This is a genomic window from Archangium lansingense, assembly GCF_026626635.1.
Taxonomy (GTDB): domain Bacteria; phylum Myxococcota; class Myxococcia; order Myxococcales; family Myxococcaceae; genus Archangium; species Archangium lansingense.
In genome coordinates, this window is the sequence record NZ_JAPNKA010000001.1 from 3,708,854 (window position 1) to 3,733,104 (window position 24,251).

The window sequence follows — 24,251 nt, forward strand, 5'->3', positions numbered from 1 at the left end:
CTTGCCAGAAAGAGGAGTGGAGTAGCCTGGGGACCCATGTCCCTTCCACGAGCTCCACTCCCTGGAGTCCTCCTCGCCTTCCTCCTGCTGGCGGGCTGCCAGCGCGAAACGCCCCCCCAGGCGCCGCCCGTGGCCGTCGACAAGACTCCGGACAAGGCCCCTGTGGACACGACCCCGCCTCCGGAGTCGCACCCGACCGAACTGCGCCAGGCGACTCGGGAAACGCCGCCGCCTGCCTTCGCCAAGGCCGGACTCACCGTGCCCGCCACCGTGTCCGGCACACCGGAGCCAGGGAGCGTGGACGTGCCCGCCCTCCGGGACGCCGTGGCCGACCCTGTGCGGATGACCCAGAAGGACATCGAGAAGCTGCTGCGCGATGCCCGAAAGGCCCAGGAGCGAGCCGACGCGGAACGAAACGCCGCCAACGACGCTCGGAATGACCAGGGCGCCGAGGAGGAGAACGACGCCCTGGCGGAGGTGCCGGAACCCGCGCCTCGTCCCTATCGCCGGCTGGAGCAGAAGCGGCGGGAAATCATTCAGATCATCAAGGGCACCTCCGGGGGTGGAGGAGGGAAGGGTTACGGCTCGGGCGTATTCGGCGGGGCGGCATCGTCCAAGGGCGATGCGCCCCCACCCCGAACGGTGCTACCCAAGGTGGAGTCAGCGCCCCGCATGGCCAAGGTGTTGGTGCAGGACACCCAGGGACGCTACCAGCCCCTCCAGGCGCGCGAGGTGCGCGTGGTGACGTACATCCAGGGCCCCCGTGCGCGCACGGTGGTGGACTACCTCTTCGAGAACAACACCGCGCGCGCGCTGGAGGGCACCTTCTATTCGCCGCTGCCCGGAGGCGCGACGGTGGCGGGCTTCGCGCTGTACTCGGGCTCCATGGCGGTGGACTCGCCCTCGCTCTTCCAGTCCTCGCGGCTGCTGCCGCCCCTGGGGGACACGGGGGACATGGGCCAGCTCGTGGCTGCGGCCCCGCCCGGTGAGAAACAACCCTGGGGCTCGGTGCAGGAGGCGCGCGTCGTCGAGCAGAAGCGGGCGCGCCAGGTCTACGAGGACGTGGTGCGCCAGCAGGTGGACCCGGCGCTCCTGGAGTGGGCGGGTGGCTCCACGTTCAGCGCGCGCGTCTTCCCGCTGCCGCCCCACTCCCTCAAGCGGGTGGTGATCGCCTACGAGCAGACGCTCGTCTTCGACGGACAGCAGCTGCGCTACACATGGCCGCTCCCACCGGGAGCCGGCAAGGCGCTCAAGGTGTCGGCGCGGGTGCACGTGGACCCCCGGCACGCGACCTCGGTGACGGTGAGCCCGGAGACGGCCGAGTCCAAGCAGCTCGAGATGTGGCGCAAGTGGGACTGGTCCGCGCTGAGCGGGGATGGCTCGCTGGACGTGGCGATCGCTCCCCCGGACGCCCACGCGGACACGTTGATCGGCGTGGATCCCGCGGGGCTCGCCGGACCGGCCTTCTTCTCGCGGGTGCGGCTGCCCGAGCGGCTCACCACCAGCTCCGCTGGCGCGCGCACGGGACGCGCGGTGCTGGTGGTGGACACCTCGCTGTCGGTGGAGGAGGGCAATGCCTGGTCGCTCCAGGGCGCGCTCCTGCGCGCGCTCCTGGAGAAGGACGAGAGCCTGAGCGAATACGCGGTGCTGCTCTTCGACGTGCGGCCGCGCTGGCTGCACGGCACGGGCTTCCGGCGCAACACCCCGGAGGCGCGCGAGGAGACCTTCGCCGAGCTGGAGCGCATCTTCCTGGAAGGCGCCTCGCACGTGGATGGCGTGCTCAAGGAACTGGACCGGGCCAGCAGGGAGTGGCTCAAGCCCGCTGCGCCCGGGGAGCGGGTGACGGCCTTCCTGCTGTCGGATGGAAACGTCACCTGGGGACAGAGCCACGTGGACTCGCTCATCTCCCGCCACCCCGTCGCGGAGACGCTGCGCTGGGTGAGCTACCGCTTCGGCGAGACGGCGGTGAACCAGGAGCTGTTCGACGCGCTGGCGCGCTCGGGCCGGGGCCGGGTGGTGAACGTGTTGTCCGGCGCGGAGGTGGACGCGGCGGCGCACGCGCACCGGCAGGGCGCGGTGGAGCTCGCGCGGGTGACGGTGAAGGGCGGCGGTGGCGCGAAGGACCTGGTGGTGGCGGGCCGGCCGCACCTCGTCTACCCCGGACAGGAGTTGCAGGTGGCGGGACGGCTTCCCCTCTTTGCCCCCGTGACGCTGGAAGTGGTGACCCGCCAGGGCGACGAGGAGCGCACCCTGGAGGTGCCTCTGCGCGTCGAGTTCGGATCGCGAGGGGACCTGTTCGCCCCTCGGGCGTGGGCGGAGCTGTTCGTGGCCCGGCTCGTGGCGCTGGAAGACGTGAAGCTCGACAACATGATCGTCGCCCTCAGCCAGCACTACCGGTTGACCAATGCCCGTGCCTCGATGCTGGTGCTGGAATCCGAGCGGGACTACACGCGCTACGCCATCGCGAACGAGCAGCTGGACCTGGGTGACCTGGAGGCTCTGCGCAAGCGGCAGGAGGACCAGCGGCGCGATGAGCTGTTGGGGCTGTCGCTCGAGGACGTGCCCGAGGCGGGCCGCACGCTCCTCCAGATGCTGGAGGCGAAGCAGGCGGAGCTGGGCTCGCGCATGAAGGCCCAGCCCCTGCACGATGCACCCTACGCGGGCGGCGACGAGCGCGTGGCGGCGGAGCTCGCGTACCGCAAGGCCCGGCGGGCCAACAAGGACGACGTGATGGTGTACGAGGCGGTGGCGCGCAAGCGGGCCTTCGCTGGGGACACGTGGGGCGCGGTGCGCGCGCTCTCCTCTCCCGTGGAACTGCGCCCCCAGGACGCGGAGGCGCTGCGGCTCGTCGGCTATGGCCTGCTGGCGCTCGGGCAATACCCGGCCGCCACGGAGCTCTTCGAGCACGTGCGGCTCACCCGCCCCTTCGAGCCCCAGGCCTACCTGGAGGAAGCCCTGGCGCTGGACGCGGCGGGGCGGCCCGCGGAGGCGGCGCGCAACTGGGAGATCGTCCTCGCCCGCGACTGGCCCCGGCGCGAGCACGAGGTGAAGACGGTGGCCGCCTGGCACTACGCGCGGATGCTCGCGGCGTTGGCGAAGCACCCCCGGCTGAAGGCGGAGACCGACGCGCTCCTGGGCCGTCTGCTCTCGGTGAGCCGGAAGATGACGAATGGCTCCGCCGGCCTCATCGATTACCAGCTCACCACCCATTGGAACTCGGACTCGACGGACATCGACCTATGGGTGGTGGAACCCAATGGGGAGAAGTGCGCCTACGATCACAAACGGACGAGCCTGGGGGGAGAGCTCTACTGGGACGTGACGGACGGCCTGGGCCCGGAGCTGTACCACGCGCGCAAGGCATCCCAGGGGACCTACCACGTGATGGTGCACTACTACGGCAGCCGCTCCCAGCGAGGCGTCGTGCCCACCGCCCTGCTGCTGGTGACGGACCACAACGTCTTTGGCAAGGAAGACACCTACGAGCGGCGCTTCCAGCTGCGCATCCTTCCCAAGGAAAAGGCCTACCTGATGCTGCGGCGCGAGGAACTCGTGGCCGTCCAGGGAGTGAAGCCCGCCGGGTACCACAAGGAGGAATAGGCACGTGCTCCGCGTGGCGGTCTAAGACCGGACGCGCGCCTGATGAGCGTGCTCCTCGACGAGCTCGCGACGGTTTCGATCGAGAAGCATCGCCTGCCGATGCCGATCGATCCGTGGCTCCGTCGTTTGGTGGATGCGATGACCGCAGAGCTCCTCGCCGAGGAGCGAGCTCGTCGCTGGCTCCTCCGAGGATGCCGCGGGACTGGGAATCCTCGTGCTGGTCGCATACCGTCAGCCCTGCACGGAGCTGTTGTTCGCTGCGGTGCTGGCGGCCTCGGTGCTGGGCCTGGTGTTGTTCGGGAGGGAATACACGTGAAAGGACGCCTCGTTGGATTGCTGGGCTGTGCGGTGCTTCTCGCGGTAGCGGGGGCCTGCTCGCGTCAGAAGGAAGAGCCCAAGCCGGCTCCCCAGCCCGCCACGGCAGCCAGCACCCCACAACTGACTCCGACGCCGACCCCGGCGAAGGTGAAGCTGACGCTCAACTGGGTGCCAGAGCCCGAGTTCGGCGGCTTCTACGCGGCCCGCGAGACGGGGGCCTTCACCCGCCACGGGCTCGACGTGGAGATCATGGGCGGCGGGGCCGGCGTGCCGGTGATGCAGATGGTGGCCACCGGGCAGGTGGAGTTCGGCATCGCGGGAGCGGATGAGCTCCTCACCGCGCGGGTCCGAGGCCTGGATGTGCTACCGCTGTTCGCGGTGTACCAGACGTCGCCGCAGGCCATCATGGCCCACGCCTCCCGAGGAGCGAAGGGCATCGCGGACGTGCTGAAGTCGGGCACGGTAGCGCTGGAGTCAGGCCTTCCGTACGCGGCCTTCCTCAAGAAAAAGTATGGTTTCGACAAGGTGAAGGTGGTGCCCTACGACGGCGGCGTGGCGCGCTTCGTGGTGGACAAGGACTTCGCGCAGCAGTGCTTCATCACTTCGGAACCCATCGCCGCGAAGCGGCAGGGAGTCCAGCCCACGGTGTTCCTGGTGGCGGACGAGGGCTTCAATCCCTACGGGGCCGTGGTCTTCACCCGGCGGCAGGTATGGAAGGAGCAGCCCGAGCGGGTGAAGTCCTTCGTGGAGGCGGTGCGCGAGGGGTGGCGGGCGTACCTGGACACCCCGGGGCCGGCCAACGCGGTGATGGGTAAGCTGAACACGACGATGGACGCGGAGACGTTCGCGGCGGCGGCCGAGGCTCAGAAGCCCCTCATCGAGACGGAGGAGACGAAGGCCCGAGGGCTTGGGGCGATGAGCCGCGAGCGCTGGGAGCAGCTGGGTCAGCAGCTCGCGGAGCTGGGAGTCATCGAGAAGGCCCCGCCGGTGGACGAGTTCCTGCTGCCGGAGTTCATGGGCGCCGCGGCCGCTCCGCGCTGAGCTCCAGCCAGGCCTCAAAACGGAGCACCCAGGCCTGGGCTACCGGCTCTGTGAGTCGAGCTGATGCTCCGGCGTGCCGCTGACCGTCACGGGAGGAAGGTCGAGCGTGGCGAGCTGCGACGGTGTCTGCGCCATCGCGTGCACTTCGCTGCTGAAGCTGCGGAGCGCGAGCCCCACGTCTTCGCAGACCCGCCTCAGACTGGTCGCCGAGTGCAGGCTGATATGTCCGTTGCGCGGGCTGGCGTACCACCAGTCGCCTTCAACGCGCTCCGGGCGGATGAGCGTCAAGAAAACGCAGACGCCGCCTCGGGAGAGGCTGGCCAGTTCGAAGAACAGTCGGCGCTGGTCGGGCACGTGCTCGACCACCTCGAAGCAGGTCACAAGGTCGAAGGACCCAGCGGGTTTCCCGCTCGAGTCATAGAAGGGGTCCCAGCTCACCGCGTCGATACCCACTTCTCGCAGGCTGCGTGCGAGCAAGCCCTCGCCCCCACCGTAATCCAGGACACGCATGCCTGGCCGCGCGAACCGCGCCACCCACGCCGCCAGCCTCGTCGGCCGCTCGATCTCGAAGGGCGGGTCCGCCAAACCATACTCCTCGTTGTAGATGCGCCGCTTGAACGTCTGGGGATCCCAGCCGTGGAGTTCGGGGGTCCACAAGAAGCCGCAGCCCAAGCACTCGACGTACGAGACGCGCCCCTCGTTGGCGGGATACAGGCGTCGACCTTCGAAGTAGCAGTTGCACGAGACGTTGAACTCTTTTCGGAACACCTCGCGGGCATCGGCGGCGCGGCAGGCGGGGCACGAGAGGGTCGTGGCACGTGCGTGCATGTTCCTCGGATGGTAGGTTGGCCAGGCGAGCGAAAACAATCTGCGAATTGACGCGTCAATTGACGCGTCAGGATCGCGGCCGGACGTGGACGCTCTTGAAAGGCCGATCGCGTTCTGCCGTACCGGAAGTACGCCAGTGCTGGCGTGTCTTGGGCTTATCTTCCCCAGTACGGGCTCGCTCTCATTGGCACGGCTCCAGCAATGCCAGCTGAGGGCGGGCGCTTGAGTGACGTAGGGAAAGAGAAGGTGGAGACGTGAAGGATCTCGTGGTCGGCCTTGCCAACGGCGTACACGACAGCGCGATTGCGCTCTGTTCGGATGACGGGGTGTTCGCCGAAGCGTTCGAGCGGCATGTGCAGGTGAAGCGGGCGCTTGGCTGCGCGGGCCTGTTCTCATCGTGGCGACCGCTCCGAGCGGCTCTGCGCCATGTCGGCATCGACACCGCAGCCCTTCGGCGCGCTTCCCTCCGGACCACGTGGCAGCTCGACGATGACGACTTCGACGTCCTGCGTCGTACGCTGTCGCGCGCAGGCACCGACAATGGCTTCATCGCAATGGTCGCCGGCAGCGCCGCCTGGGACTCCACGACCGAGCTCCAGCTCGGCTGGCTCCTGCGGGGCGAGTTCCCTCACGTCTACCCGCCACTCGGGGAAGTGCTGCCCTCCGGCCCGGGAGTATCGCTACGCTCCGTCGTGCCCCGCACCGCGCCCGTCGAGCTCGACCGTGCCGCCGTGTCACACCACCTGGCGCACGCAGCCAACGCGGTCTACACGTCACCCTTTGACCGCTGTGTGGCTCTCGTCATCGATGGCGCGGGCGAGCGCTCGAGCCTCAACGTGTTCTCGTTCGCTGACAACACCTTCCAGTCCGTGTCGTCGACGGACTCCAGCCACAGCCTCGGCCTCCTCTACGCCGCCGTCACCCAGCTGTGTGGCTTCCAGTATTGGGAAGGCGAGGAGTGGAAGGTGATGGGCATGGCGGCGCATGGCCATCGCGTGCCTGAGCTGTACCGGTTCTTCCACGATCGCACCCACGTTGACGGCCTCCAGGTGAGGCTCGCCTTGGGCCCGTCGTGGGTCGACGAGCTGTCCGCGCTGCTGCGTCCCGGGCGCGGCGAGGCCGGCGTCCTCCAGGCGGCGAACCTGGCGCGCTCGTTCCAGGACTATTTCGCTGACACCCTCGTGGCGCTCGTGAAGAACGTGCATGCCCTGGGGATCTCCGACGATCTTGCCTACAGCGGCGGCTGCGCCCTCAACTCGGCGGCGAACGGGCGCATCGTGCGCGAGACCGGGTTTCGCCGGCTCCACGTGCCAAGCGCCCCGGCCGACGATGGCAACGCGCTCGGCGCCGCGCTGTACGAGCGCCATGCGGTGCGGCGCATCCCACGGAAGCCGACGATCGCCTCACCCTTTCTCGGCAGCACGATCGATCTCGATGAGCTCGAGCGCGCGTTGTCGTTCGCGACGTTCGACGCCGTCCGCATCGACGACGAGCAGGAGCTGTGCGACCGCACCGCCGCGGCCCTCGCTCGAGGCGAGATTATCGGATGGATCCAAGGGCGCGCTGAGTTCGGGCCTCGCGCCCTCGGGAGCCGATCGATTCTGGCCGACCCGCGGCGCGGAGACATGCGCGACATCATCAACCGGCGCGTGAAGTTCCGCGAGCAGTACCGTCCGCTGGCGCCGGCGATTCTGCACGAGCACGGCGAGCGGTTCTTTCAGGGCTACGAGGAGAGCCCGTACATGGAGCGAGCGCTCCCCTTCCGAGAAGAAGTCAAGGCGCTCGTCCCTGCGGTGGTGCATCTCGACGGTACCGGGCGGTTGCAGTCCGTCACGCGGGAGCGGAACGCCCTCTTCTACGCGCTGCTCAGCGCGTTCGAGCGTCACACGGGCATTCCCATGCTCGTCAACACCTCCTACAACGTCATGGGCAAGCCGATCTCCCACAGCGCGACCGATGTATTGACGGTCTTCGCCACGACCGGGCTCCATGCCCTCGTCGTGGGCCCGTGGTGGATCCGCAAGCGCGCATGACTTTTCTCGGGGAAGGTGTCCTCCGCCGGGAAGGTGTCCCGGGAAGGTGTCAGGCGGGAAGGTGTCAAAGAACTCGTCCTCCGGGAAGGTGTCAAAGAACTCGTCTCCGGGAAGGTGTCAAAGAACTCGTCTACCCGGGAAGGTGTCCCCCGGGAAGGTGTCAAAGAACTCGTCCGCGGGAAGGTGTCAAAGAACTCGCCCGACAACTCGTTCCCTACGGGTCGTCCCTACGAGTCGTCTGACACCTTGGAGGGCACTTCGGGGGCACGCTTGAGGCGGAGAATTGGCCCGAGGGCGGCGCCCGCCTGCGCCTGACCCTGCCCGCGCTCGGGTGAACAACCCATGCGGTTGCCGATTCCGTGGTACCAGGAGTCGTTCTGGCCATTGCCCAGCTCGTAGCTGATGTGGAAGGTGACCACCGGGTTCGGGTAGGACCGGCATGGTTCCCATACTCAAAGGAACCACACCCATGCGTCTCCGACGTTTCCAGCTCCCCTCCGCCGCGCTCGTCGCGATGCTGCTCGTCTCCTGCACTCGCACCCCCATGCCCGTCATCGCGGACGTGGACTCGGACTATGACGACATGGTCTCGCTCGCGTACCTGTGCCAGGAGCATCAGCGAGGCAACCTATGGCTCGCTGCGGTAACCGTCACCAACAGCGGTGCAGGCCTTCCGGGCAAGGCCTTGCGTCATGCGCGCTGTGTGCTCGAGGCCTGCGGCGTGAAGAACATTCCCATGGCCGATGCCACGCCCATCACGCCCAATGCCTTCACCCCCATGATGAGGGAAGGCATCGACGGCATCCTCTCCAATGTCTTCTCCGAGTGTACCGCCAGTGCCGAGTCCACGCCGAAGCAGGCCCCACAGCTACTTGCCGAGGTGGCCCTGGCCTCACCGGAGCCCGTTACCGTGGTGGCCACGGGGCCCCTGTCCAACCTGGCCGCTGCGCTCCAGGCCGAGCCGACGCTCCAAGAGCACATCGCCCGCACCTACATCATGGGTGGAACTGTGTCTGTGCCCGGCAATCTCTGCTGCGGAGTGCCCGAGGGGTTCGACAACACTCAGGAGTTCAACATCTTCGTGGACCCGCCCGCCGCGGCCACGGTGCTGCGCTCGCTGCCGGCCGGGAGCGTCTCGCTAGTCCCGTTGGATGCGACCAATCAAGTCCCATTGACACGGGCCTATGCCCAGCGCCTCGCCGAGCAGGCCTCCGCCTCCGGCGCTGCCCGGGTGGTCTCGGCCATCGCCAACCACCCCAACATCCTCATGGGCATCGACCTGGGCCGGCTGTACTGGTGGGATCCTCTGGCGGCCATGGCGGTCCTCCATCCCGAGGTCGTCACCTTCCAGACGCAACCCGTGGAGGTGGTGAGCGAAGGGGCCTCAGCGGGCCGGACACGTGCGGCCGAGAGTGGCCAGAGCACGCGCGTGGGCATGGGAGCCAACGCCCAGCGCTTCGAGGACCTTCTACTGGAGAGTCTCACCGCCCAACCGTAGGCCGTGGGGGCCAGAGAGGGTGTCGGAGAGGGTATCAAAGAACTAAAGCGACACGACCTGGCACGACACGCGGAGGGAAGGAGAATGGCGGAAAGCGGGCCGAGAAATCTCCCCGACTCCACCGAGCCGCTGCCTCTCGGAATGCCGATACAAAGGCCCGGTACTGCTCACGGAGTTCCTTTAACGCCAGGCCTGAGGAGGCATGCCCCAATGGCCGAGGGCTGCGCTTGAGGTGTTCGGGCCGGGTATGAGGGTGCTGTGCCCGCACAGCCTGAGTCCCCAAAACGGGAGTACCCCGGGCATTTGCCTCGGCTTCCACCTGCTCCACAAGTCCCCGCACCTTGCGTTGTCGCTCCTCCTCTGACAGTCCTTCCCAGCACGGAAGGGGAGCCAACTCCAGTTCCACCGGCTCGGCCCACTCCTGTGCGAAGCGCCCCTGCGCTTCTTCCATGTCCTCACTCCGCCGCTTGCCCCAGCGCTTCGTCCAGTTGAGCCACCAGAAGAGCCGCCTGGCTGGCCCCTGCAACTGCGGCAGGCAGGTGAGCCCTGGCCACTCGGCGCTTCTTTCCACCAGTCCTTCTTTCACCCCGTGGGCCAGCACGTAGCGCAGCCGTCCCACCATCGCGGCGTCGTCGAGCACCGGTTCCGCCGAGTAGCGCCGCTCCCAGAAGCCCCCACTCCAATCCACCAACTTCCCCACCTTGCGGGAGAGATTGGCACGCAGGTACTGCATGAAGGAAGCAAGCGCCGCGCCCTTTGCCCACACCAGCAGGTGGAAGTGATTGGAGGCAAAGGTGAAGGCGTGCAGCCGCACATTGCCGTCGCTCTGCTGGACGGCGCGCGCCAGTACGCCTCCCACCACCTCGTTCACCTGCGGACTGGGCCGCAGCAGCAACCGTCCTTGAAAGCACCTGGACGTGACGAAATAGAAGCCCTCCTCCTGGAACATTCTCAGCGGCCAACCCATCCCCATCCCCTGCGTGCGAGTTGCGAGCGGCCAGGCCAGATGCACCCCACGGGCCAATCGCAAGTCCTCAAAAGGACTTGAAGAACGGTCGGTTACCCGTCCACGCCGAGCCTCTCTCACTCAACCCCGCATTTCGAATCCTCTGACACCCTTCTCGTTGGACACCCTTCTCGGACACCCTTCTCGGGGTCGTGTCGCGCGAATCCTCTGACACCCTTCTCGGCGAATCCTCTGACACCCTTCTCGACACCCTTCTCGCGAATCCTCTGACACCCTTCTCTGACACCCTTCTCGCCGGATATTTGTGCTCTCCCAAGGCACCGAGATAATTGGCCCGTGCGAATCGCAGAGATCATGCAGGATGTCGCCTCGAAGAGAAGTCTATCGCTGAGCGAGCTGGAGATCCGCACGCTGCCGCCCAGTGCCGTGCTCGACACCGCGCGCAGCCCAGACGAAGCGCTGCAGGATAGCGTGGAGGAGTTGCTGGACAGGCCCTTCAAGGACTACTTCGACTGGATCCTGGCGGAGCAGTTCTCCGGCTCCTGCGGCGCGACGTCCGCGTGGCTGGACGAGATCACCTCCAGGCCGTTCGATGCGAAGAAGGGGCAACTGGTGGTGACTTCCACCGGTGCATTCTTGAGCAAGATCATCTTCGAGATGATCAGCAACAAGAAGCGTTGGTACTGCCGCTGCACGCTCTCGGTTCACTCCTTCTTCATCGAGTGCATCGAGCGCAAGGCCTGTGTCTACCAGAGCTATTTCGGCCACTACTCGCTGGCCCGGTCCATAGAGAACATTGAAGAACGCGACCGGATGGCGTTCCTTCCGCTGCTGGAAGCGGCCGTCCACAATGACATGACGCTCACCTGCATCAGGCTGGGGACGGACCTCGAATACAACGACCTGACTGAGGAAGCCAAGGCGCAGTGGGAGCGGAAGTACCGAGCGACCTGGAAGATTGCCCAGGGAAAGAGCTTCAACGCCATCGACCAGGCGGTCCTTCAGGGTCGCAAGGCCATCTTCCTCAAGATGGCGCCAGTGCATGACAAGTCGACGGTCCAGTGCCGCTTCAACACGAACCCAGCGACCGTGGAGGAGATCCGTCAGAACATCATCGCCTCCATCACCAAGAACAAAGAAGGCTGGGAAGGGCTCCTCAAGAGCACCAAGACCGTGAGGCAGCTCCTCGCGGGGGTGTAGGTGCCTCCGTCGCCGGCATGAACTGGCTTGGGCTTGATTCGGTTACGTGGACAGTGGGGTTATGTTGCCAACTTCTGCGGTAAGGTCGCAAGCTCGAAATCCACGGGACTGACGTAGCCCAAGGCCGAGTGTCGGCGCTGACGGTTGTAGAAGACCTCAATGTCATCGAAGCGCGCCAACCGAGCCTGCTCATGCGTGGCGAAGTCCGTGGTGTAGGCAAGCTCTTGCTTCAAGGTGCTGAAGAAGCTCGCCACGACGGCGTTGTCCCAACAGTTGCGGCGGACCTGAATTCACTTGGGTTGCGCACGCTCCACCCGGATCAACAGCTCGGGATCCTCGAGCCGCTTCGCGATGGCTGCGGCTCGGGTCAACGTGCTCGCATTGTGCGATGCCCCTTGGATGCGCGCGACCATCAGCAATCCCATCACCCGTAAGCGCACGTACCCACCATCGCCTGCGTGCTCACAGGCACGCTGCGCCAGCCGGAGCGCCTCATCGTGGGCGCCTTGGCGATGGAGGCCGAACGCCAGCCCTGCATCTCGGCGATAGCTGGCAAAGGGATGCACGTCTTCGGCCGGCAGGGAGCGATACATCGCGAGCGCTCGAGCGGAGTCACCCCGCCGGTTGGCATCGAAGGCCTCATGATCGAGCAGGCGGGCCTGGAAGCATGCCGCGTCCGATGGGTCCAGCTCTGCTCGGACCGTCTCCAGAATGCGTCGGGCCGCCTCCAGGTGTGGGCGCGCGGCGGCCTCCGCTCGCCTCACGTCCGCGTCGAGGCGGGTCAAGAGGTAGCATGTCGCAAGGTGGTGCTCGAGCTGTGCAGCGGGTGAGTCCACGAGCGCCACGGCCCCCTCGAGCAGGGTCCGTGCATCGTCGAAGGACCGCCGACGCAGCGCCACGCCCGCAAGTCCCAGAAGGATCCACACCCGAGCCCTCGACTCCGAGAGCGGCGGCCTATCCCACAGGCGAAGCTGGTCGACACAGAGCTGGACTGGCAGATCTCCGATGAGGCCCCCGTCCCGCTCAACCTCCCAGATGCTCCCGATGGCCATGCCGTGGTGGAGCTCAAGGAAGGGCGCGTGCGTCTAGAGACGGTCTCCGCCGGCCTCCAGCCGCGCATGTGTCGGAGGAAGGGGCAGGGGAGTGCCCGCGGGGCCACGGCTCAGAGCGTGGCGAAGACGTCACCGAGCGTGGCGAGCATCGACTCCGAGTCCCGCACGCGGAACGTCGACTCGGTGAGGCGCGCCGACTCGATGCGGTCGACGCGGAGCATGCGCACCGCCCCGCGCAGGTGGTCCCAGACGAGCAGGAACCAGGCGGGCCAGCTGAGCAGGAGGTAGTGCGGCTCCACGACGCGCACCGTGCGCACCTCGTTCGCGCGGTATGTCAGCTCGAGCGCGCGCTGCTCGAAGAACGACTCCTGGATGGGACGGAGCACGGCGGCGCGGGGTGCCTTCCACGACTCGGCGACGTTCCTCGAGGTGGGACCGACGAGAATCCTCCGGCGGAGCCCGCTCACGCGTGCGCGCTCCTCCGGCGGAAACGCGGCGGAGAGCTTCTGCCGCAAGCCTTTGACCGTCGAGAGCAGGAGGGGGGAGCCCAGCCGCTCCGCGAGCGCCAGTGCGAGCAGGAGGTCGAGCGCTTCCCGTGCGTCGAGTTGAACGCGCCCCAGCCCCCTCCGAGCCGGCACGCGCACGCCGCCGCCTCGACCCGCGTCCGACTCGATGGGGACGCCACGCGCCGCGAGCCGGGACAGGTCTCTCCGGACGGTCCGCACGCAGACGCCCAGCTCGGCCGCCAGCTCGGGGGCCGTCCAGGAAGGTCGAGAGGCGAGGAGGCCGAGGACGCGGTCCAGGCGGTCGGTGACGGGTTCGCGCATCAAACGTGACTCATTCTGTCACCTTTTGGGGACAGATTCACTGGGTCGCGAGTGAACGCGGCCAGAGCACGAGAGAGACCCATGACCCTTTTGCGCGGAATGAGCACCATCAGCCTCTGGGCGGACGACCTGCGGGCCGCGACCCGTTGGTACGCGGAGTTGCTGGGCGTCGAGCCCTACTTCAGCAGCGAGGCCGCCGGGCGTGGTCCCGGCTACGTCGAGTTCCGTCTCGGCGACTACCAGCATGAACTGGGCATCATCGACCGGCGGTTCGCGCCTCCGGGGCTCGCCACGAACCGGGGTGGAGCCATCCTTTACTGGCACGTCGACGACGTCGCTGGAGCGCTCGCGCGGCTGCTCGCGCTGGGGGCCGAGCCCCTCGAGGGTGTCACCGAGCGTGGCCCCGGCTTCGTCACGGCGTCGGTCATCGACCCCTTCGGCAACGTGCTGGGCATCATGTTCAATCGTCACTACCTCGACGTCCTGGGGGCCCGCCATGGCTCGCGCTGAGCGGCGCGCCGTCGACGAAGCCCCGGTGAGGATGTTCCGCGACGCGGCGGGGTTCGAGGCGTGGCTCGAGGCGCACGTCGATGCCCGCGCCGGGGTCTGGCTGAAGCTCGCCAAGAAGGGCACGAACGTTCCCTCGCTGACGGACGACGAGGCGGTCGACGTGGGGCTCTGTTTCGGGTGGATATCCGGTCAGCGGAGGTCACTCGACGAGCGCTTCTACCTTCAGAAGTACGTCCCGCGCCGGCCGCGCAGTCGCTGGTCTCTCGTGAACGTGAGGAAGGTCGAGGCGTTGCTCGCCGCGGGCAGGATGCGGCCCGCCGGTCTCGCCGAGGTCGAGGCCGCCAAGGCCGATGGGCGCTGGGCCTCCGCCTACGAGTCGCAGCGAAACGCCACGGTCCCGAGTGATTTCGCGTCCGCGCTGTCGGCGAGCCCACGGGCCGCGCTTGCCTTCGATGGGCTCGGCAGGACGCGGCGGTATGCGCTCGTCCTCAAGGTCGTGACGGCGCGCACCGAGAAGGGGCGTGCGAGCCAGCTGCGCCGCATCGTCGCCTCGCTCGAGGCGCATTGAGCACATTCTCAGCGGCCAACTCACCCATCTGCACGGGACAGCTGACGGCAAGCATCTGTGGATGGTCGGCGCCGAGGGAGTGTGCCTCACCCTCGACTGGCCTTGAGTCCGCGTGCGACTTCGGCGCGACACGACGACGGCAGGTCGTCAAGATCTTGCGTGCCTGTCTGCCTGGGTTCTAATCACTCCATGAGCCGATCCCGATTGTTGTATTCTCTTGTCTTGGTTTTGTTGGTTGTCATTCCCTTCATGGCGTCCCATGCGCAGAAGGCAATGGGGAAGAAGGTGCCCGTGGCCACGGAGCCCGAGGGGGATAAGGAGACGCCACCCGCTGCCGAGTCAAAGCCGCTGGCACCCTGGCAAACATTGAGCGGGGATGGAGAGCCCACGACCATCCGGGCCGTGCGCTTTGGCGCCTCCTCACGCTCCCCGATGAGCATCGTGAAGAGGGGCAATCTGGCCATCACCGAAGGAGACATGGTCGTGGGATCGTACGAGCACGTGATGAATGCCATCTCGAAAGAGAGTGTTATCAGGGACCCGTACTTGAAATGGCCCAAGGTCGATGGAAAGGTTGTCGTCCCGTACAAGGTACACCCCAGTCTGCCTCGCCAGGCACAGGCGGCTCTTCAGCAGGCCATCGCTGAGTTCAACGCGAAGACGTGTGTTCGCCTCATCCCCCAAACCCGGGAGAAGGACTTCGTCACCGTGTTTTTTGGGCAGGGGTGCTACTCGTACGTCGGAAACATCCACAATGGAGAGCAGGAGCTCAGCCTGGGGCAGGGTTGTGAGTTCAAGGGCACGGCCGTCCACGAGCTCATGCATGCCCTTGGCTTCTATCATGAGCAGAGCCGGCCGGATCGCGACCAATTCATCACCATCAATTTCCAGAACATTGGCCGGGGGATGGAGAGTCAGTTCGACGTCTGTAGGGACTGCACGACGCAGGACATCCCCTATGAGTATGCATCCATCATGCACTACGGCGCCCAGGCGTTCACAAACAATGGGCGGGACACCATGGTGCCCAAGCAGCGGGGCGCTCGGATCGCCGAGCCCTACGACAAGCCGGGCCTCACGGCGCTCGATGTCAAGAAGCTACACAAGTTGTATCAATGCTAGTCATGCTGCCAGCACGGGCTCCTCGGGGTTGAGGAGCCTGGTGATGGCCTGGGCGAGGTAGGTTCTCCCTCAACCCCGCATTTCGATTCCTTTGACACCAACTCGCCGAGCTTGGCGAGCGCCAGACGTAGCGCGGCATCCTCCAGGAGCAGGCGTATTCTCTCTGCGTCGCCCCGAAGGTGCCTTCATCGGCGTCCTGGGGCAACACCGTCACCCTGGTCACCGGCGTCGACGGATGGGATGACGACGTCACCCATCCGTTCCTGCTGAACGGAGCGGCCCTGGTCGACCTGTCCGAGAACGTCGGGCTCAAGATTGCCGTGCCGGAGGGCGCCACGAAGCTGACCGTCACCACCCAGGGCCCGACAGGGACCTCGCGCGACCCGGGTGATGTGGACCTGTACATCCTGAACCTCAAGCCTCCCTCGACAACGAAGTACACCTGCAAGTCGGAGTACGTGGGCATCAAGCAGGTCTGCACCATCACCAACCCGCCCCCGGGTAGCTGGTACCTCCAGACCTACCTGACCTCCGGCACCTACGACGTGAAGGCCGCGTACGAATAGCTCGCAGGTGTACAGCGCTCCAGCAGACCCGCGCTGGAGCGCTCTCAACACAGCTCGGCATGGGACAGGAGGCGGCGTAAGCAGCCGGAACTCCTACGTAAACCCAGCAGGGGGGCGGCTCATCGCGGAGGGCCCGCTCTCTGAGAGCACGCGCCGCTGGTGTCCATCCTGTCGACGTCGACGTGGCCTGCGACGTGCTGCACGAGGAGGCTCGTGAGGCGCATGCCCCCTGTTCCGCCGAGCCCGTGCGGCCCGATCCGCGCGCTTGACAACCAATAAGCGACAGCTTATGTGTTGTGCATGCAGAGCGCGGTCGTGGCCGAAAACAAGATCTTCCAGGCGCTGGCGGACCCCAGCCGTCGGGCGATTTTCGAATCGCTCACGCGTGGCGAAGCGGCGGTGAAAGATCTCACGGCGCGCTTTGACATCTCGCAGCCGGCGGTTTCGCAGCACCTCGCCGCTTTGAAAGACGCCGGCCTGGTGAGCGGCCGGCGCGAGGGGCGCTGTGTCTACTACCGGGTGGAGCCGCGTGGGATGAAACCTCTCATCGACTGGATCGCGCACTACCGTGCCTTCTGGACGGAGCACGTCGATCGCCTTGAACAACTGCTGGAGAAAATGGACCAATGATTCCCGTCGACACGACCGCGAAATCGCAGACTGAATCCCTCTCGTTCGAATTCGATTTGCATCATCCGCCGGAGAAGGTGTGGCGCGCCCTCACCATCCCCGAACTGCTCCAGGAGTGGCTCCTGCCCGTCGTCGGTCTCAAGCTCGAGCCGGGGGCGGCGTTCGCATTCAAGACGCAGCCGATGCCCGGTTGGGACGGCACCGTGAATTGCCGGCTCCTCGAGATCGAAGCGAAGAAGAAGATCAGCTACACGTGGGTCGTCGGCGACATGGCCCTCGACACCGTCGTGACCTTCACGCTCACGCCCACTGCGTCGGGCACCCGCCTGTCCCTCGTGCAGTCGGGCTTCAAGCCGGAACAGAAGCAGAACTTTGGTGGCGCGCGCTACGGCTGGAAGATGATGGGCGGGAAGCTCGTCGACCTGCTCGCGAAGAGCTCATGAGCCGGTAGAGGCTCGTGGCCTGCTGGGTGACCACCGGGAAGGTGGTTACTCAGTACTTGTAGGTATGCCCGATCCGCATCGCCAGCATGGGACAGGAAAAGCCTGCCGTCTGGGTGGGCCTCCTGGCGCTGTTCCCGCTTATCGTGCTCCTATTCACCGGTCTGTACTTGTTCGTGCTGCCGTATGCCACCAGGTGGCGCAGCGGGCGACGCGCCAGTTGAACGGGTAGCCGGCCGCACGACGAAAGGCTGCGTCGCTCACACAAGAATGGCAAGGCGGACCGAGATGAAGATGGTGCGCATCCACGCGGCCTTCGAGGAACAAAATGGGGACGAACGATGACTGAGAGCAAAGCGAAGCCCAACAAGGCCAAGGGCACGTCGCGCGCAAGCAAGCCACGCAAGTCGGCCACCAAGGCCAGGTCCACGCCGAAGGCAGGCCTCAAGGCCAGGTCCACGCCGAAGGCAGGCACCAAGGCCAAGCCCGGTGCACGTACGGCCAAGCCGGTGAGACTCCTTTCAGGCGGCAATCCGCAAATCGCGAAGGCCGACGGCGACGCCCCGGTGCAGGCGTACATCGCCGCGATGCCGGGCTGGAAGAGTGATATCGGGCGCTGGCTCGACGCGCTCATCGTGCGGAACGTGCCCAACGTGCGCAAGGCCGTGAAGTGGAACACGCCGTTGTACGGCATCGAAGGCCAGGGCTGGTTCCTGGGGTTCCACGTCTTCACCCACTACGTCAAGGTGACCTTCTTCTACGGCACGTCGCTGCGACCGCTCCCGCCCGGCCCCAGCAAGGACAAGAACACGCGCTACCTCGACATCCGCGAAGGCGACGAGCTCGACGAGGCCCAGGTGGCGTCCTGGGTGAAACAGGCCGCCGCGTTGCCCGGCTGGGTTCCTTAGCCGGCCGTCCTGAGGAGCTGTCCATGAGGCGGGGCGCCCAGTGGAGCACAGGCGCCCGCCCCGGGAGAGAGGGTTTGGAGCCAGGAGGCTCAGGGACCGGTCGCGCAGCGACTCAGCCCGCAGCGCCCTTCGATGCAGGAGAGGCCCGGCACGCACGCCCCCGCGACGCTCGAATCACACGCGGCCCCTGCTTGCAGTTGCTGCTGGCACGTCCCGCCGTTGTTGGTGGCGCAGTGGAGCCCGGGCTCACATTCGCGCTGGTGGTACATGTACAGCAGGTCGTCCATCCACCCTGCACACGCGCCTCCCTCGGGTACGAGCCGCGCGCACGAGCCGCTTCCCGGGCCCCCGAGGATGACCTGATGATAGCTCTCACAGAAGAGGCCCCGCTGGCAGGCGCGATCGAGATAGGTGATTCCACCTCCCCGGCCGAAGCATTTTTCACCTTCCGCCCCGGCGGTTGTACAGGTGTTCGACCGGTCGCTATTGGCGACGCAGCCGCTCAGGTCCGCCTTGCAGACGTTCAAGTTCTCGCAGGATTCGCCTGGACCGCGGAGCGGCACGCAGGTGCCGTCAGGGCAGGCGAGGCCGCGCATGCACTCGTATCCGCGTTTACAGGCTTCTCCTTCTACGCGCTGGGGCTCGCACAGCTCGGTCGTGCTATTGCAGAACGCGTTGTGAACGCACGATACGCTCGAGGCACAGGACTCACCCACCTGGGCAGGAGCCGCACACATTCCGTTCCACGAGCGGTAGAGTCCCTGGGCGCACTCGCGTGTATCGGCCGCGGGCTGTCCTACCTCCTTCCGGGAACGGCAGGTGCCAGGACACGCGTCCGCGGTGAGGTCACAGTACGCGTCCGGGGTGCACTCCTCGTTCACTTCACAGGCGCCGTTGACCGGGACGGAGCCCGCGAACACGCCGCGGCACTCCTCCAGATCCTCCATCCGGAGGTGGCAGGCGGCGGTCTCCATGTAGGCGTTGAGGCAGGTCCTGGCCTGCTGCGCATCGTAGGTGCCGTGCCCGCGCGCAACCGCGTAGGCCTCGCGCGCCATGCAGGCATCGTCCACGGCGGTGTTGCGGTAGAGGGCCTCCAGACAGGTCTCGACGCTCTCGGCCTCGCCACAGCGGACGCGGTTGCGGCAATCGGCCTCGCGCCGTTGCGCACAGTAGTCCTGGAGCGCCACGGGATCGGTCGGAGGCCCTTCGGAGGGGGGTTGCGGTTTCTCACGGCATGCCACGGTCGTGAGGGCCATGAGTGCGACGGAGGCGATGAGCACGGTGCGGTCGATCCGCGTCGTCCTCATCCCCGCGTGTTTCCGCGATTCTCCATCAGGCGCAGCTTCGTGCGTGGTTTGCGTCATCCGTTCAGCATGAGCGCCGGGCCGGCGGCCCGTCCAGCGCGGCGAAACCACGATGTGCCCGCGGCTCCGGATGTGACGGTTACCCGCACCGCGAGTCACGCCCGGGCCGGCCCTCATCAACGTCGGGCCTGGATGGCCGGGAGGATGAATTGCGGAAGTAGCTCCTCCCGGAACTTCTTCCAGACCGGAAACTGACCGTAGTTGCCCCCCGTGAACATCACGGTGAGGTCGAGCTCGGGAACGACCATCACGAACTGCCCGCCATTGCCGCCGGCTTCATACTCCGCATAGGTCCGATCGCCGACGCGGATGTCATGACGCCACCAGGCATACCCATACGTCCTCTCGGCGCTCATGTTCGCGTGGCGGGCCGTGGAGCGCTCAACCCAGCTTTTGCTGACCACCCGTTTTCCGTTCCAAACACCGCCAGCCACGTAGAGCTGCCCCAGCTTCAATGCATCGCGTGGGCGCATGTAGAGACCGCCCCCCAGGTAGGCCTCACCCGTCGGCATCAGGTTGATGTGGTACCGGCTCATCTGGAGGGGGGTGGCAAGGGTTCGCTCGAAGAACTCCGGCACCCAGGAGCGCGTCGTGTTGCGGAGGACTCCCCCGAGCAGGTTGATGCCGGCGGAGCAATACACGGCGCTCTCTCCCCCGGGGGCGTGCTCGAGTGGCAGCTCCAGCGTGTATTGGTACCAGTCGGTTTCCTGGTCCTGGAGCCGGTTCTCGTTGCCGGGGGAGTCGTCGTTGTTGTCGTCACAGGCGAAGCCCGACGTCATCGTCATCAGGTGTTCCACTGTCAGCGCGGACTTCCGCGGATCCGTATCGCCGGTGCTGGGGTACTCGGGGAACAGCGGGTAGACGGGTGACTCAGCGCGGAGGGGGGCCCCCTGGTCGATGGCGATGCCGATGAGCATGGGCGCGAAGGTCTTCGAGGCGGAGCGGAGATCGTGGGGGCGCTCCTTGTCGAAGCCCTGGAAGTACTCCTCCAGGACGAGCTTTCCATGGCGTGCGATGAGCAACCCCTGGATGGCAGGAGCCGCGCCGGGGCCCGATTCGGTGTCGAGGATTCGTTGCACCAAGGCGGTGATGGGGCGCGGGTCGATGCCTACCTCCGTGAGGGACGCCGTCGCCCAGCCATCCGTTTCCGCGATCGGCTTGCGATAGGAATATGGACCTGGAGCGGGCGTGCGGGCATGGAGGCCCGGAGCCTGGTTGCGATCGCGCCGAGTGAAGTCGAAGGGACCCAGGAACAGGATGGGGAGGGTCAGCCGCTCGGATTTTTCATCGTAGGTTCCCTCGAAGGCCATGTTGGGCTGCTGAGGGTCGACGAGCCGGAGCGTCGTGCCCGTCAAGGAGACGCGAAACGAGAACCGGCTGCCGAAGTTCTTCTCGGGATTGCGAAGGAAGGCGCGGAGGGTTCCATCCGTCGCTTGTTGAACCACCAGGTAGAGCGTGAACCGGTCGTCCAGCGGCACCACGTCGCCGCGCCAGACGTCCTTTTGAATGGCGCGGAGCTCGACGGGCGTGGCGTACCGGGTGCCGCCCACGATGACCTTGGGTTGGATCCAGTGACCGCGGATCTTCTGCCCATTGGAAGACAGCGTTCCGCGAAATTCTCCCTGGCCTCCAGGCAGGACCACCGAGAGCGTTCCCTTCTCCAGACGCCCTGCCACCTCGAAGCCGGCGATCCTGGCCTGCCACGTGTCCCCGTCCCGGACGAGCGTGAGCTCGCCACGAACCTCGGGGCCGAAGACGCGCTCGCTTCCCCAGACTCCCACGAGCCGTGCCGCGGGATCCGCGCTGGCGGAGGAGGGCGGCTCCGCCGCGCGTGACCGGTACGGCACTGACATCAGGACCAGCAGGGCTGCCAGGTGGACTCGAGCTGTGCGGGGCATGGAGAGGGGTCTTCGGTGGGGGGGCAGGACCAATGCCGTTTTCCACTCTACGTATGACCCCGGGACCTATTTCGCTCAGCGGCGAGGGTTGGGCCAGCGGTCACTTCGTCCAGACGGTGGGAGCGGCCTGGAAGGGGTGGGTCGCGAACAGGGTCGCGGTCTCGTGGTTGCGCACCCAGTGCGTCTCGGTGCCGTCCTTCCGCTTGATGAGCTCCACGGTCTCGGAGAGCGAGGCGCTCTCGTAGGCGTAGTGCTGGGTGATGCGGTAGAGATTGAACGGGGCGAACGAGCTGATCTCCGGGTGTAGCTCCAGCCGGGCCTCGCGGAATTCGCGGTCGCTCTCGCCCTGTCCATTTCCGAGGCTGGACTGGATGGTGGAGCGCACTCCGTTGGGCGCCGTCGTGTAGTCGAGCCGGAAGAACATCGTCTGCTCCCGAGGCCCGGCGCTGCCGTCGTAGCCGGGGTGGCGCCGGTGCATCTGAACCTCCTGACCACGTTCGAGGCGGTGGCGCGGACGGGCAGCTTCACCGCGGCGGCGAAGCAGCTCGGGGTGGACAAGTCGAGGGTGAGCCGCTCCATCCACGCGCTGGAGGAGGCGCTGGGGACACCGCTGCTCCAGCGGACGACGCGGGTGGTGCGGTTGACGGCCGAGGGCGCGGCGCTCGCGGCCCGGGTGGCGCCGCTCCTGGGTGGGTTGCAGCAGGCGGTCCGGCTGGTACCGGATCAGCGCTCGGTTCCCGAGGGAGAAGTGGTGGTGACGGCGACGCCGGACGTAGGGAGGGCCCTGCTCGCGCCCGTGCTGGCGGCGTTCCGCGTGAGGTATCCAGCGGTGCGGGTCAGGGTCCGGCTGGAGCAGGCGCTGGTGGAGTTCGTGCGGGACGAGGTGGACCTCGCGCTGCGGGTGGGACGGCCGGGGCCGGGCTCGGTGGTGGCGAAGAAGCTGGGCGAGCTGACGGCGGGGTTCTTCGCGGCCCCCGCGTACCTGGAGCGCAGAGGAGTCCCGGAGCGCCTGGAGTCCCTCAAGGCCCATGAAGGACTGTGGCCCGAGCCGGGTCCCCGGAGGCGCTCGTTCTCCGTGGGACCGTTGGGCCAGCAGCCACCGGTGGCGGCGGTGGGCTGCGAGGACTTCGGGCTGCTGGCGGCGGTGGCGCGAGCAGGGGAGGCGTGGCGGTGCTGCCGACATTCCTGGCGAGCCAGGACGTCGCGGCGGGCACGCTCATGAGGGTGCTGCCCTCGGTGAGCCTCGCCGGAGCACCGCTGTTCCTCGTGTCCCGTCCGCCTCGGGAGCTGCCTCCTCGAGTGGCGGCGCTGCGGACATTCCTGCTCGAACGGCTCCGGCTCGATTGAGCCGGCTGGGGCCAGCAAGCATGAAAAGACTGTGTTTCAAGAAGACACGCTCAACCCATCTCGCAAGGTGAGAACAGTCTTCGTTTCTCGATTTCGCCACACCTGAGCCTGCTGAAATATCACTCGGTGTGCGAAATATGGGCGCACCGAGCCAGGCCAGGTTCACTCGCAGCGTGACGACGATTCTCGTCGAAAAGACACACGCGATTGTTTATATGGCGCGCCCTGTTCGACGCGGCTCTCGAAGCTGGCTCTGGCCATCATGGAGGCTTCGCTGAAGCACTTGCACACTCGGGTCTTTCCCACGCCCGTCCTGTATTGGCTCGTCGCTGGCTTCATCCTGATTTACCTGGTGGTCGCGGCGTTTCTCTCATTCGGCTCGATCTACCTGCTGCCACGGAGCTTCATCGAAGGGCTCTTCCGCTACCGCTCTGCGCCCTTCATCCTCCTGCTGGGCATCCCCTGCGGCATCTATTTCATCGCCTGGCGCGCCAGCGACCTCTTCGCCTGGTTGGTCGCTCCGCCCAAGCTGGAGGTGGATGAGGAAGGCCTGCGCGCTGGCGACACGCGAATCGCGTGGCGGAACGTGAGCGCCATCGTCACGGTGCAGAATCACGACCGGCTCGTCCTGCACCACCGCGGAGGAACCTACCGGCTGCGGCTGAACCTGTGGAGCGACGCGGAGGCGCTGTACGGCCACGTGACGGACCACGTCGTCGAGGCACTGCTGCAGGGCGTGCAGCGGCAAGTCGAGGCGGGCAAGGTGGTGAAGTTTGGGCCGCTCACGCTTAGCGGCGCCGGGCTGACGCACAAGAAGCGGCTGATGCGCTGGGACGACATCGAGAACATCCGTTTCCAGGACGAGTTCGACGACGGTGTCTCGACGCGCGAGCTGATCATCACCGCCCAGGGCAGACCGCTCAAGATTGACGAGGCCCGAATCGTCAATGCGCCCGTCCTCCTGGCCTACCTGTCGCAACGGCTGGCCGGCTGATTTCTCATTCCTCTCGCAGGTCACACTTCATGGAAATCTACAGCTCATCCCAGAACAAGCAGAAGACGCAGAAGCCGCGTGAGGTCTACTACTCCCGCACGAAGCTCATCGTGGGCGCGCTCATCTGGACGCTGGCCACCGCCTTCTTTGGTGCGCTGACCTTTCGGATGATGGGCAACACGAGTGGGATGGCGGTCGGCGCGGTGATTACCTGCGCCGCGCTCTGGATGCTCTACGGCTGCCTGCGGCCGCTGGGCAAGCTGGACAAGCCCGCGTTGACCATTGGCCGGGACGGCATCAGCTTCGAGGACGGCCTGCTGATTGGCTGGGGCGACATGACCGAGAACACCTATCTCAGCCAGTCCTACATGGGTATCCCCACCCTCAAGCTGATTCAAATCAAGACCACGCTGAAGAAGCCCAAGGTCAAGAAGATGCGAGTGGCGGCGCTCGACATCGACAGCGACGAGTACCTGGCGCTCTGCGACACCTACAGCCAGAGCGCAGTGATGGCTCCCGCAAGGCGGTAGCGAGCAACAC

Annotated in this window: 22 protein-coding genes and 2 pseudogenes; 15 read left to right on the forward strand and 9 right to left on the reverse strand. The window is 66.5% G+C overall.

All coding sequences use genetic code 11. The annotated features are described in order from the left end of the window. Nucleotides 1-36: 36 nt before the first annotated feature. Nucleotides 37-3,600, forward strand: a complete 3,564-nt coding sequence (locus tag OV287_RS15110; protein WP_267534716.1) for a DUF2135 domain-containing protein — start codon at nucleotides 37-39, stop codon at nucleotides 3,598-3,600. Nucleotides 3,601-3,912: 312 nt separating this feature from the next. Beyond that, nucleotides 3,913-4,959 (forward strand): ABC transporter substrate-binding protein, encoded by a 1,047-nt coding sequence (locus tag OV287_RS15115; protein WP_267534717.1) that lies wholly within the window; start codon nucleotides 3,913-3,915, stop codon nucleotides 4,957-4,959. A gap of 39 nt (nucleotides 4,960-4,998) precedes the next feature. Here the strand turns inward: OV287_RS15115 and OV287_RS15120 are convergent, their stop codons facing one another. Next, nucleotides 4,999-5,787 carry a class I SAM-dependent methyltransferase gene (locus OV287_RS15120; protein ID WP_267534718.1) on the reverse strand — a complete coding sequence of 263 codons (789 nt, stop codon included), beginning with the start codon at nucleotides 5,785-5,787 and terminating at the stop codon, nucleotides 4,999-5,001. A gap of 254 nt (nucleotides 5,788-6,041) precedes the next feature. On the opposite strand from OV287_RS15120, the gene OV287_RS15125 reads away from it, so the two are divergent. Beyond that, complete coding sequence (locus OV287_RS15125; RefSeq protein ID WP_267534719.1) at nucleotides 6,042-7,820, forward strand: carbamoyltransferase family protein; 1,779 nt, start codon at nucleotides 6,042-6,044, stop codon at nucleotides 7,818-7,820. A gap of 227 nt (nucleotides 7,821-8,047) precedes the next feature. Here OV287_RS15125 and OV287_RS15130 read toward each other — a convergent pair whose 3' ends face one another. Then, complete coding sequence (locus OV287_RS15130; RefSeq protein WP_267534720.1) at nucleotides 8,048-8,239, reverse strand: hypothetical protein; 192 nt, start codon at nucleotides 8,237-8,239, stop codon at nucleotides 8,048-8,050. A gap of 50 nt (nucleotides 8,240-8,289) precedes the next feature. Between OV287_RS15130 and OV287_RS15135 the strand changes: the two genes are divergently transcribed. Then, nucleotides 8,290-9,318 carry a nucleoside hydrolase gene (locus tag OV287_RS15135; protein ID WP_267534721.1) on the forward strand — a complete coding sequence of 343 codons (1,029 nt, stop codon included), beginning with the start codon at nucleotides 8,290-8,292 and terminating at the stop codon, nucleotides 9,316-9,318. A gap of 34 nt (nucleotides 9,319-9,352) precedes the next feature. Here OV287_RS15135 and OV287_RS15140 read toward each other — a convergent pair whose 3' ends face one another. Then, complete coding sequence (locus OV287_RS15140; protein WP_267534722.1) at nucleotides 9,353-10,285, reverse strand: transposase; 933 nt, start codon at nucleotides 10,283-10,285, stop codon at nucleotides 9,353-9,355. Between the two features lie 336 nt (nucleotides 10,286-10,621). Here OV287_RS15140 and OV287_RS15145 point away from each other — a divergent pair, with 336 nt between their 5' ends. Then, nucleotides 10,622-11,485, forward strand: a complete 864-nt coding sequence (locus OV287_RS15145) for a hypothetical protein (protein ID WP_267534723.1) — start codon at nucleotides 10,622-10,624, stop codon at nucleotides 11,483-11,485. Nucleotides 11,486-11,544: 59 nt separating this feature from the next. On the opposite strand, the pseudogene OV287_RS15150 reads toward OV287_RS15145, so the two are convergent. From OV287_RS15150 to OV287_RS15160, 3 genes and pseudogenes are all read right to left on the reverse strand, one after another. Further along, nucleotides 11,545-11,760, reverse strand: a pseudogene (locus OV287_RS15150) (IS3 family transposase); the annotation flags it as partial. 15 nt (nucleotides 11,761-11,775) lie between these two features. Next, entirely contained in the window at nucleotides 11,776-12,537 is a 762-nt protein-coding gene (locus tag OV287_RS15155; RefSeq protein ID WP_267534724.1) for a CobW family GTP-binding protein, read from the reverse strand. Nucleotides 12,538-12,647: 110 nt separating this feature from the next. After that, nucleotides 12,648-13,364, reverse strand: coding sequence for a helix-turn-helix transcriptional regulator (locus OV287_RS15160; protein ID WP_267534725.1), 717 nt, complete (start codon nucleotides 13,362-13,364; stop codon nucleotides 12,648-12,650). Between the two features lie 81 nt (nucleotides 13,365-13,445). Here OV287_RS15160 and OV287_RS15165 point away from each other — a divergent pair, with 81 nt between their 5' ends. The 7 genes from OV287_RS15165 to OV287_RS15195 all read left to right on the forward strand — a co-directional run bounded on the left by OV287_RS15165 (nucleotide 13,446) and on the right by OV287_RS15195 (nucleotide 18,108). After that, nucleotides 13,446-13,874 carry a VOC family protein gene (locus OV287_RS15165; protein ID WP_267534726.1) on the forward strand — a complete coding sequence of 143 codons (429 nt, stop codon included), beginning with the start codon at nucleotides 13,446-13,448 and terminating at the stop codon, nucleotides 13,872-13,874. Next, on the forward strand, nucleotides 13,861-14,442 hold the full coding sequence (locus OV287_RS15170) for a YdeI/OmpD-associated family protein (RefSeq protein WP_267534727.1): 582 nt from the start codon (nucleotides 13,861-13,863) through the stop codon (nucleotides 14,440-14,442). Before OV287_RS15165 ends, OV287_RS15170 begins: the two co-directional genes overlap by 14 nt. 189 nt (nucleotides 14,443-14,631) lie before the next feature. After that, nucleotides 14,632-15,564: a M12 family metallopeptidase gene (locus tag OV287_RS15175; protein WP_267534728.1), complete on the forward strand. Its 933-nt coding sequence runs from the start codon at nucleotides 14,632-14,634 to the stop codon at nucleotides 15,562-15,564. Between the two features lie 179 nt (nucleotides 15,565-15,743). After that, nucleotides 15,744-16,130 (forward strand): PPC domain-containing protein, encoded by a 387-nt coding sequence (locus tag OV287_RS15180; protein WP_267534729.1) that lies wholly within the window; start codon nucleotides 15,744-15,746, stop codon nucleotides 16,128-16,130. Between the two features lie 300 nt (nucleotides 16,131-16,430). Next, nucleotides 16,431-16,760, forward strand: a complete 330-nt coding sequence (locus OV287_RS15185; RefSeq protein WP_267534730.1) for an ArsR/SmtB family transcription factor — start codon at nucleotides 16,431-16,433, stop codon at nucleotides 16,758-16,760. Next, complete coding sequence (locus tag OV287_RS15190; protein ID WP_267534731.1) at nucleotides 16,757-17,203, forward strand: SRPBCC family protein; 447 nt, start codon at nucleotides 16,757-16,759, stop codon at nucleotides 17,201-17,203. Before OV287_RS15185 ends, OV287_RS15190 begins: the two co-directional genes overlap by 4 nt. A gap of 338 nt (nucleotides 17,204-17,541) precedes the next feature. Beyond that, a complete protein-coding gene (locus OV287_RS15195) occupies nucleotides 17,542-18,108 on the forward strand; it encodes a DUF1801 domain-containing protein (protein WP_267534732.1) in 567 nt (188 codons plus the stop codon). Between the two features lie 89 nt (nucleotides 18,109-18,197). On the opposite strand, the gene OV287_RS15200 is transcribed toward OV287_RS15195, so the two are convergent. The 3 genes from OV287_RS15200 to OV287_RS15210 form a co-directional block, all read right to left on the reverse strand. Then, entirely contained in the window at nucleotides 18,198-19,415 is a 1,218-nt protein-coding gene (locus tag OV287_RS15200) for a Dickkopf N-terminal cysteine-rich domain-containing protein (RefSeq protein WP_267534733.1), read from the reverse strand. A 173-nt stretch (nucleotides 19,416-19,588) separates the two neighbouring features. Beyond that, nucleotides 19,589-21,370, reverse strand: coding sequence for a serine hydrolase domain-containing protein (locus OV287_RS15205; RefSeq protein WP_267534734.1), 1,782 nt, complete (start codon nucleotides 21,368-21,370; stop codon nucleotides 19,589-19,591). Between the two features lie 100 nt (nucleotides 21,371-21,470). Further along, complete coding sequence (locus OV287_RS15210; protein WP_267534735.1) at nucleotides 21,471-21,848, reverse strand: hypothetical protein; 378 nt, start codon at nucleotides 21,846-21,848, stop codon at nucleotides 21,471-21,473. Here OV287_RS15210 and OV287_RS15215 point away from each other — a divergent pair. The 3 genes and pseudogenes from OV287_RS15215 (at nucleotide 21,843) to OV287_RS15225 (ending at nucleotide 24,241) form a co-directional block, all read left to right on the forward strand. Next, a pseudogene (locus OV287_RS15215) lies at nucleotides 21,843-22,717 on the forward strand (LysR family transcriptional regulator). The gene OV287_RS15210 and the pseudogene OV287_RS15215 overlap by 6 nt on opposite strands. A 283-nt stretch (nucleotides 22,718-23,000) precedes the next feature. Beyond that, nucleotides 23,001-23,711, forward strand: a complete 711-nt coding sequence (locus OV287_RS15220) for a hypothetical protein (RefSeq protein WP_267534736.1) — start codon at nucleotides 23,001-23,003, stop codon at nucleotides 23,709-23,711. 29 nt (nucleotides 23,712-23,740) lie between these two features. Then, entirely contained in the window at nucleotides 23,741-24,241 is a 501-nt protein-coding gene (locus tag OV287_RS15225; protein WP_267534737.1) for a hypothetical protein, read from the forward strand. Nucleotides 24,242-24,251 lie beyond the last annotated feature (10 nt).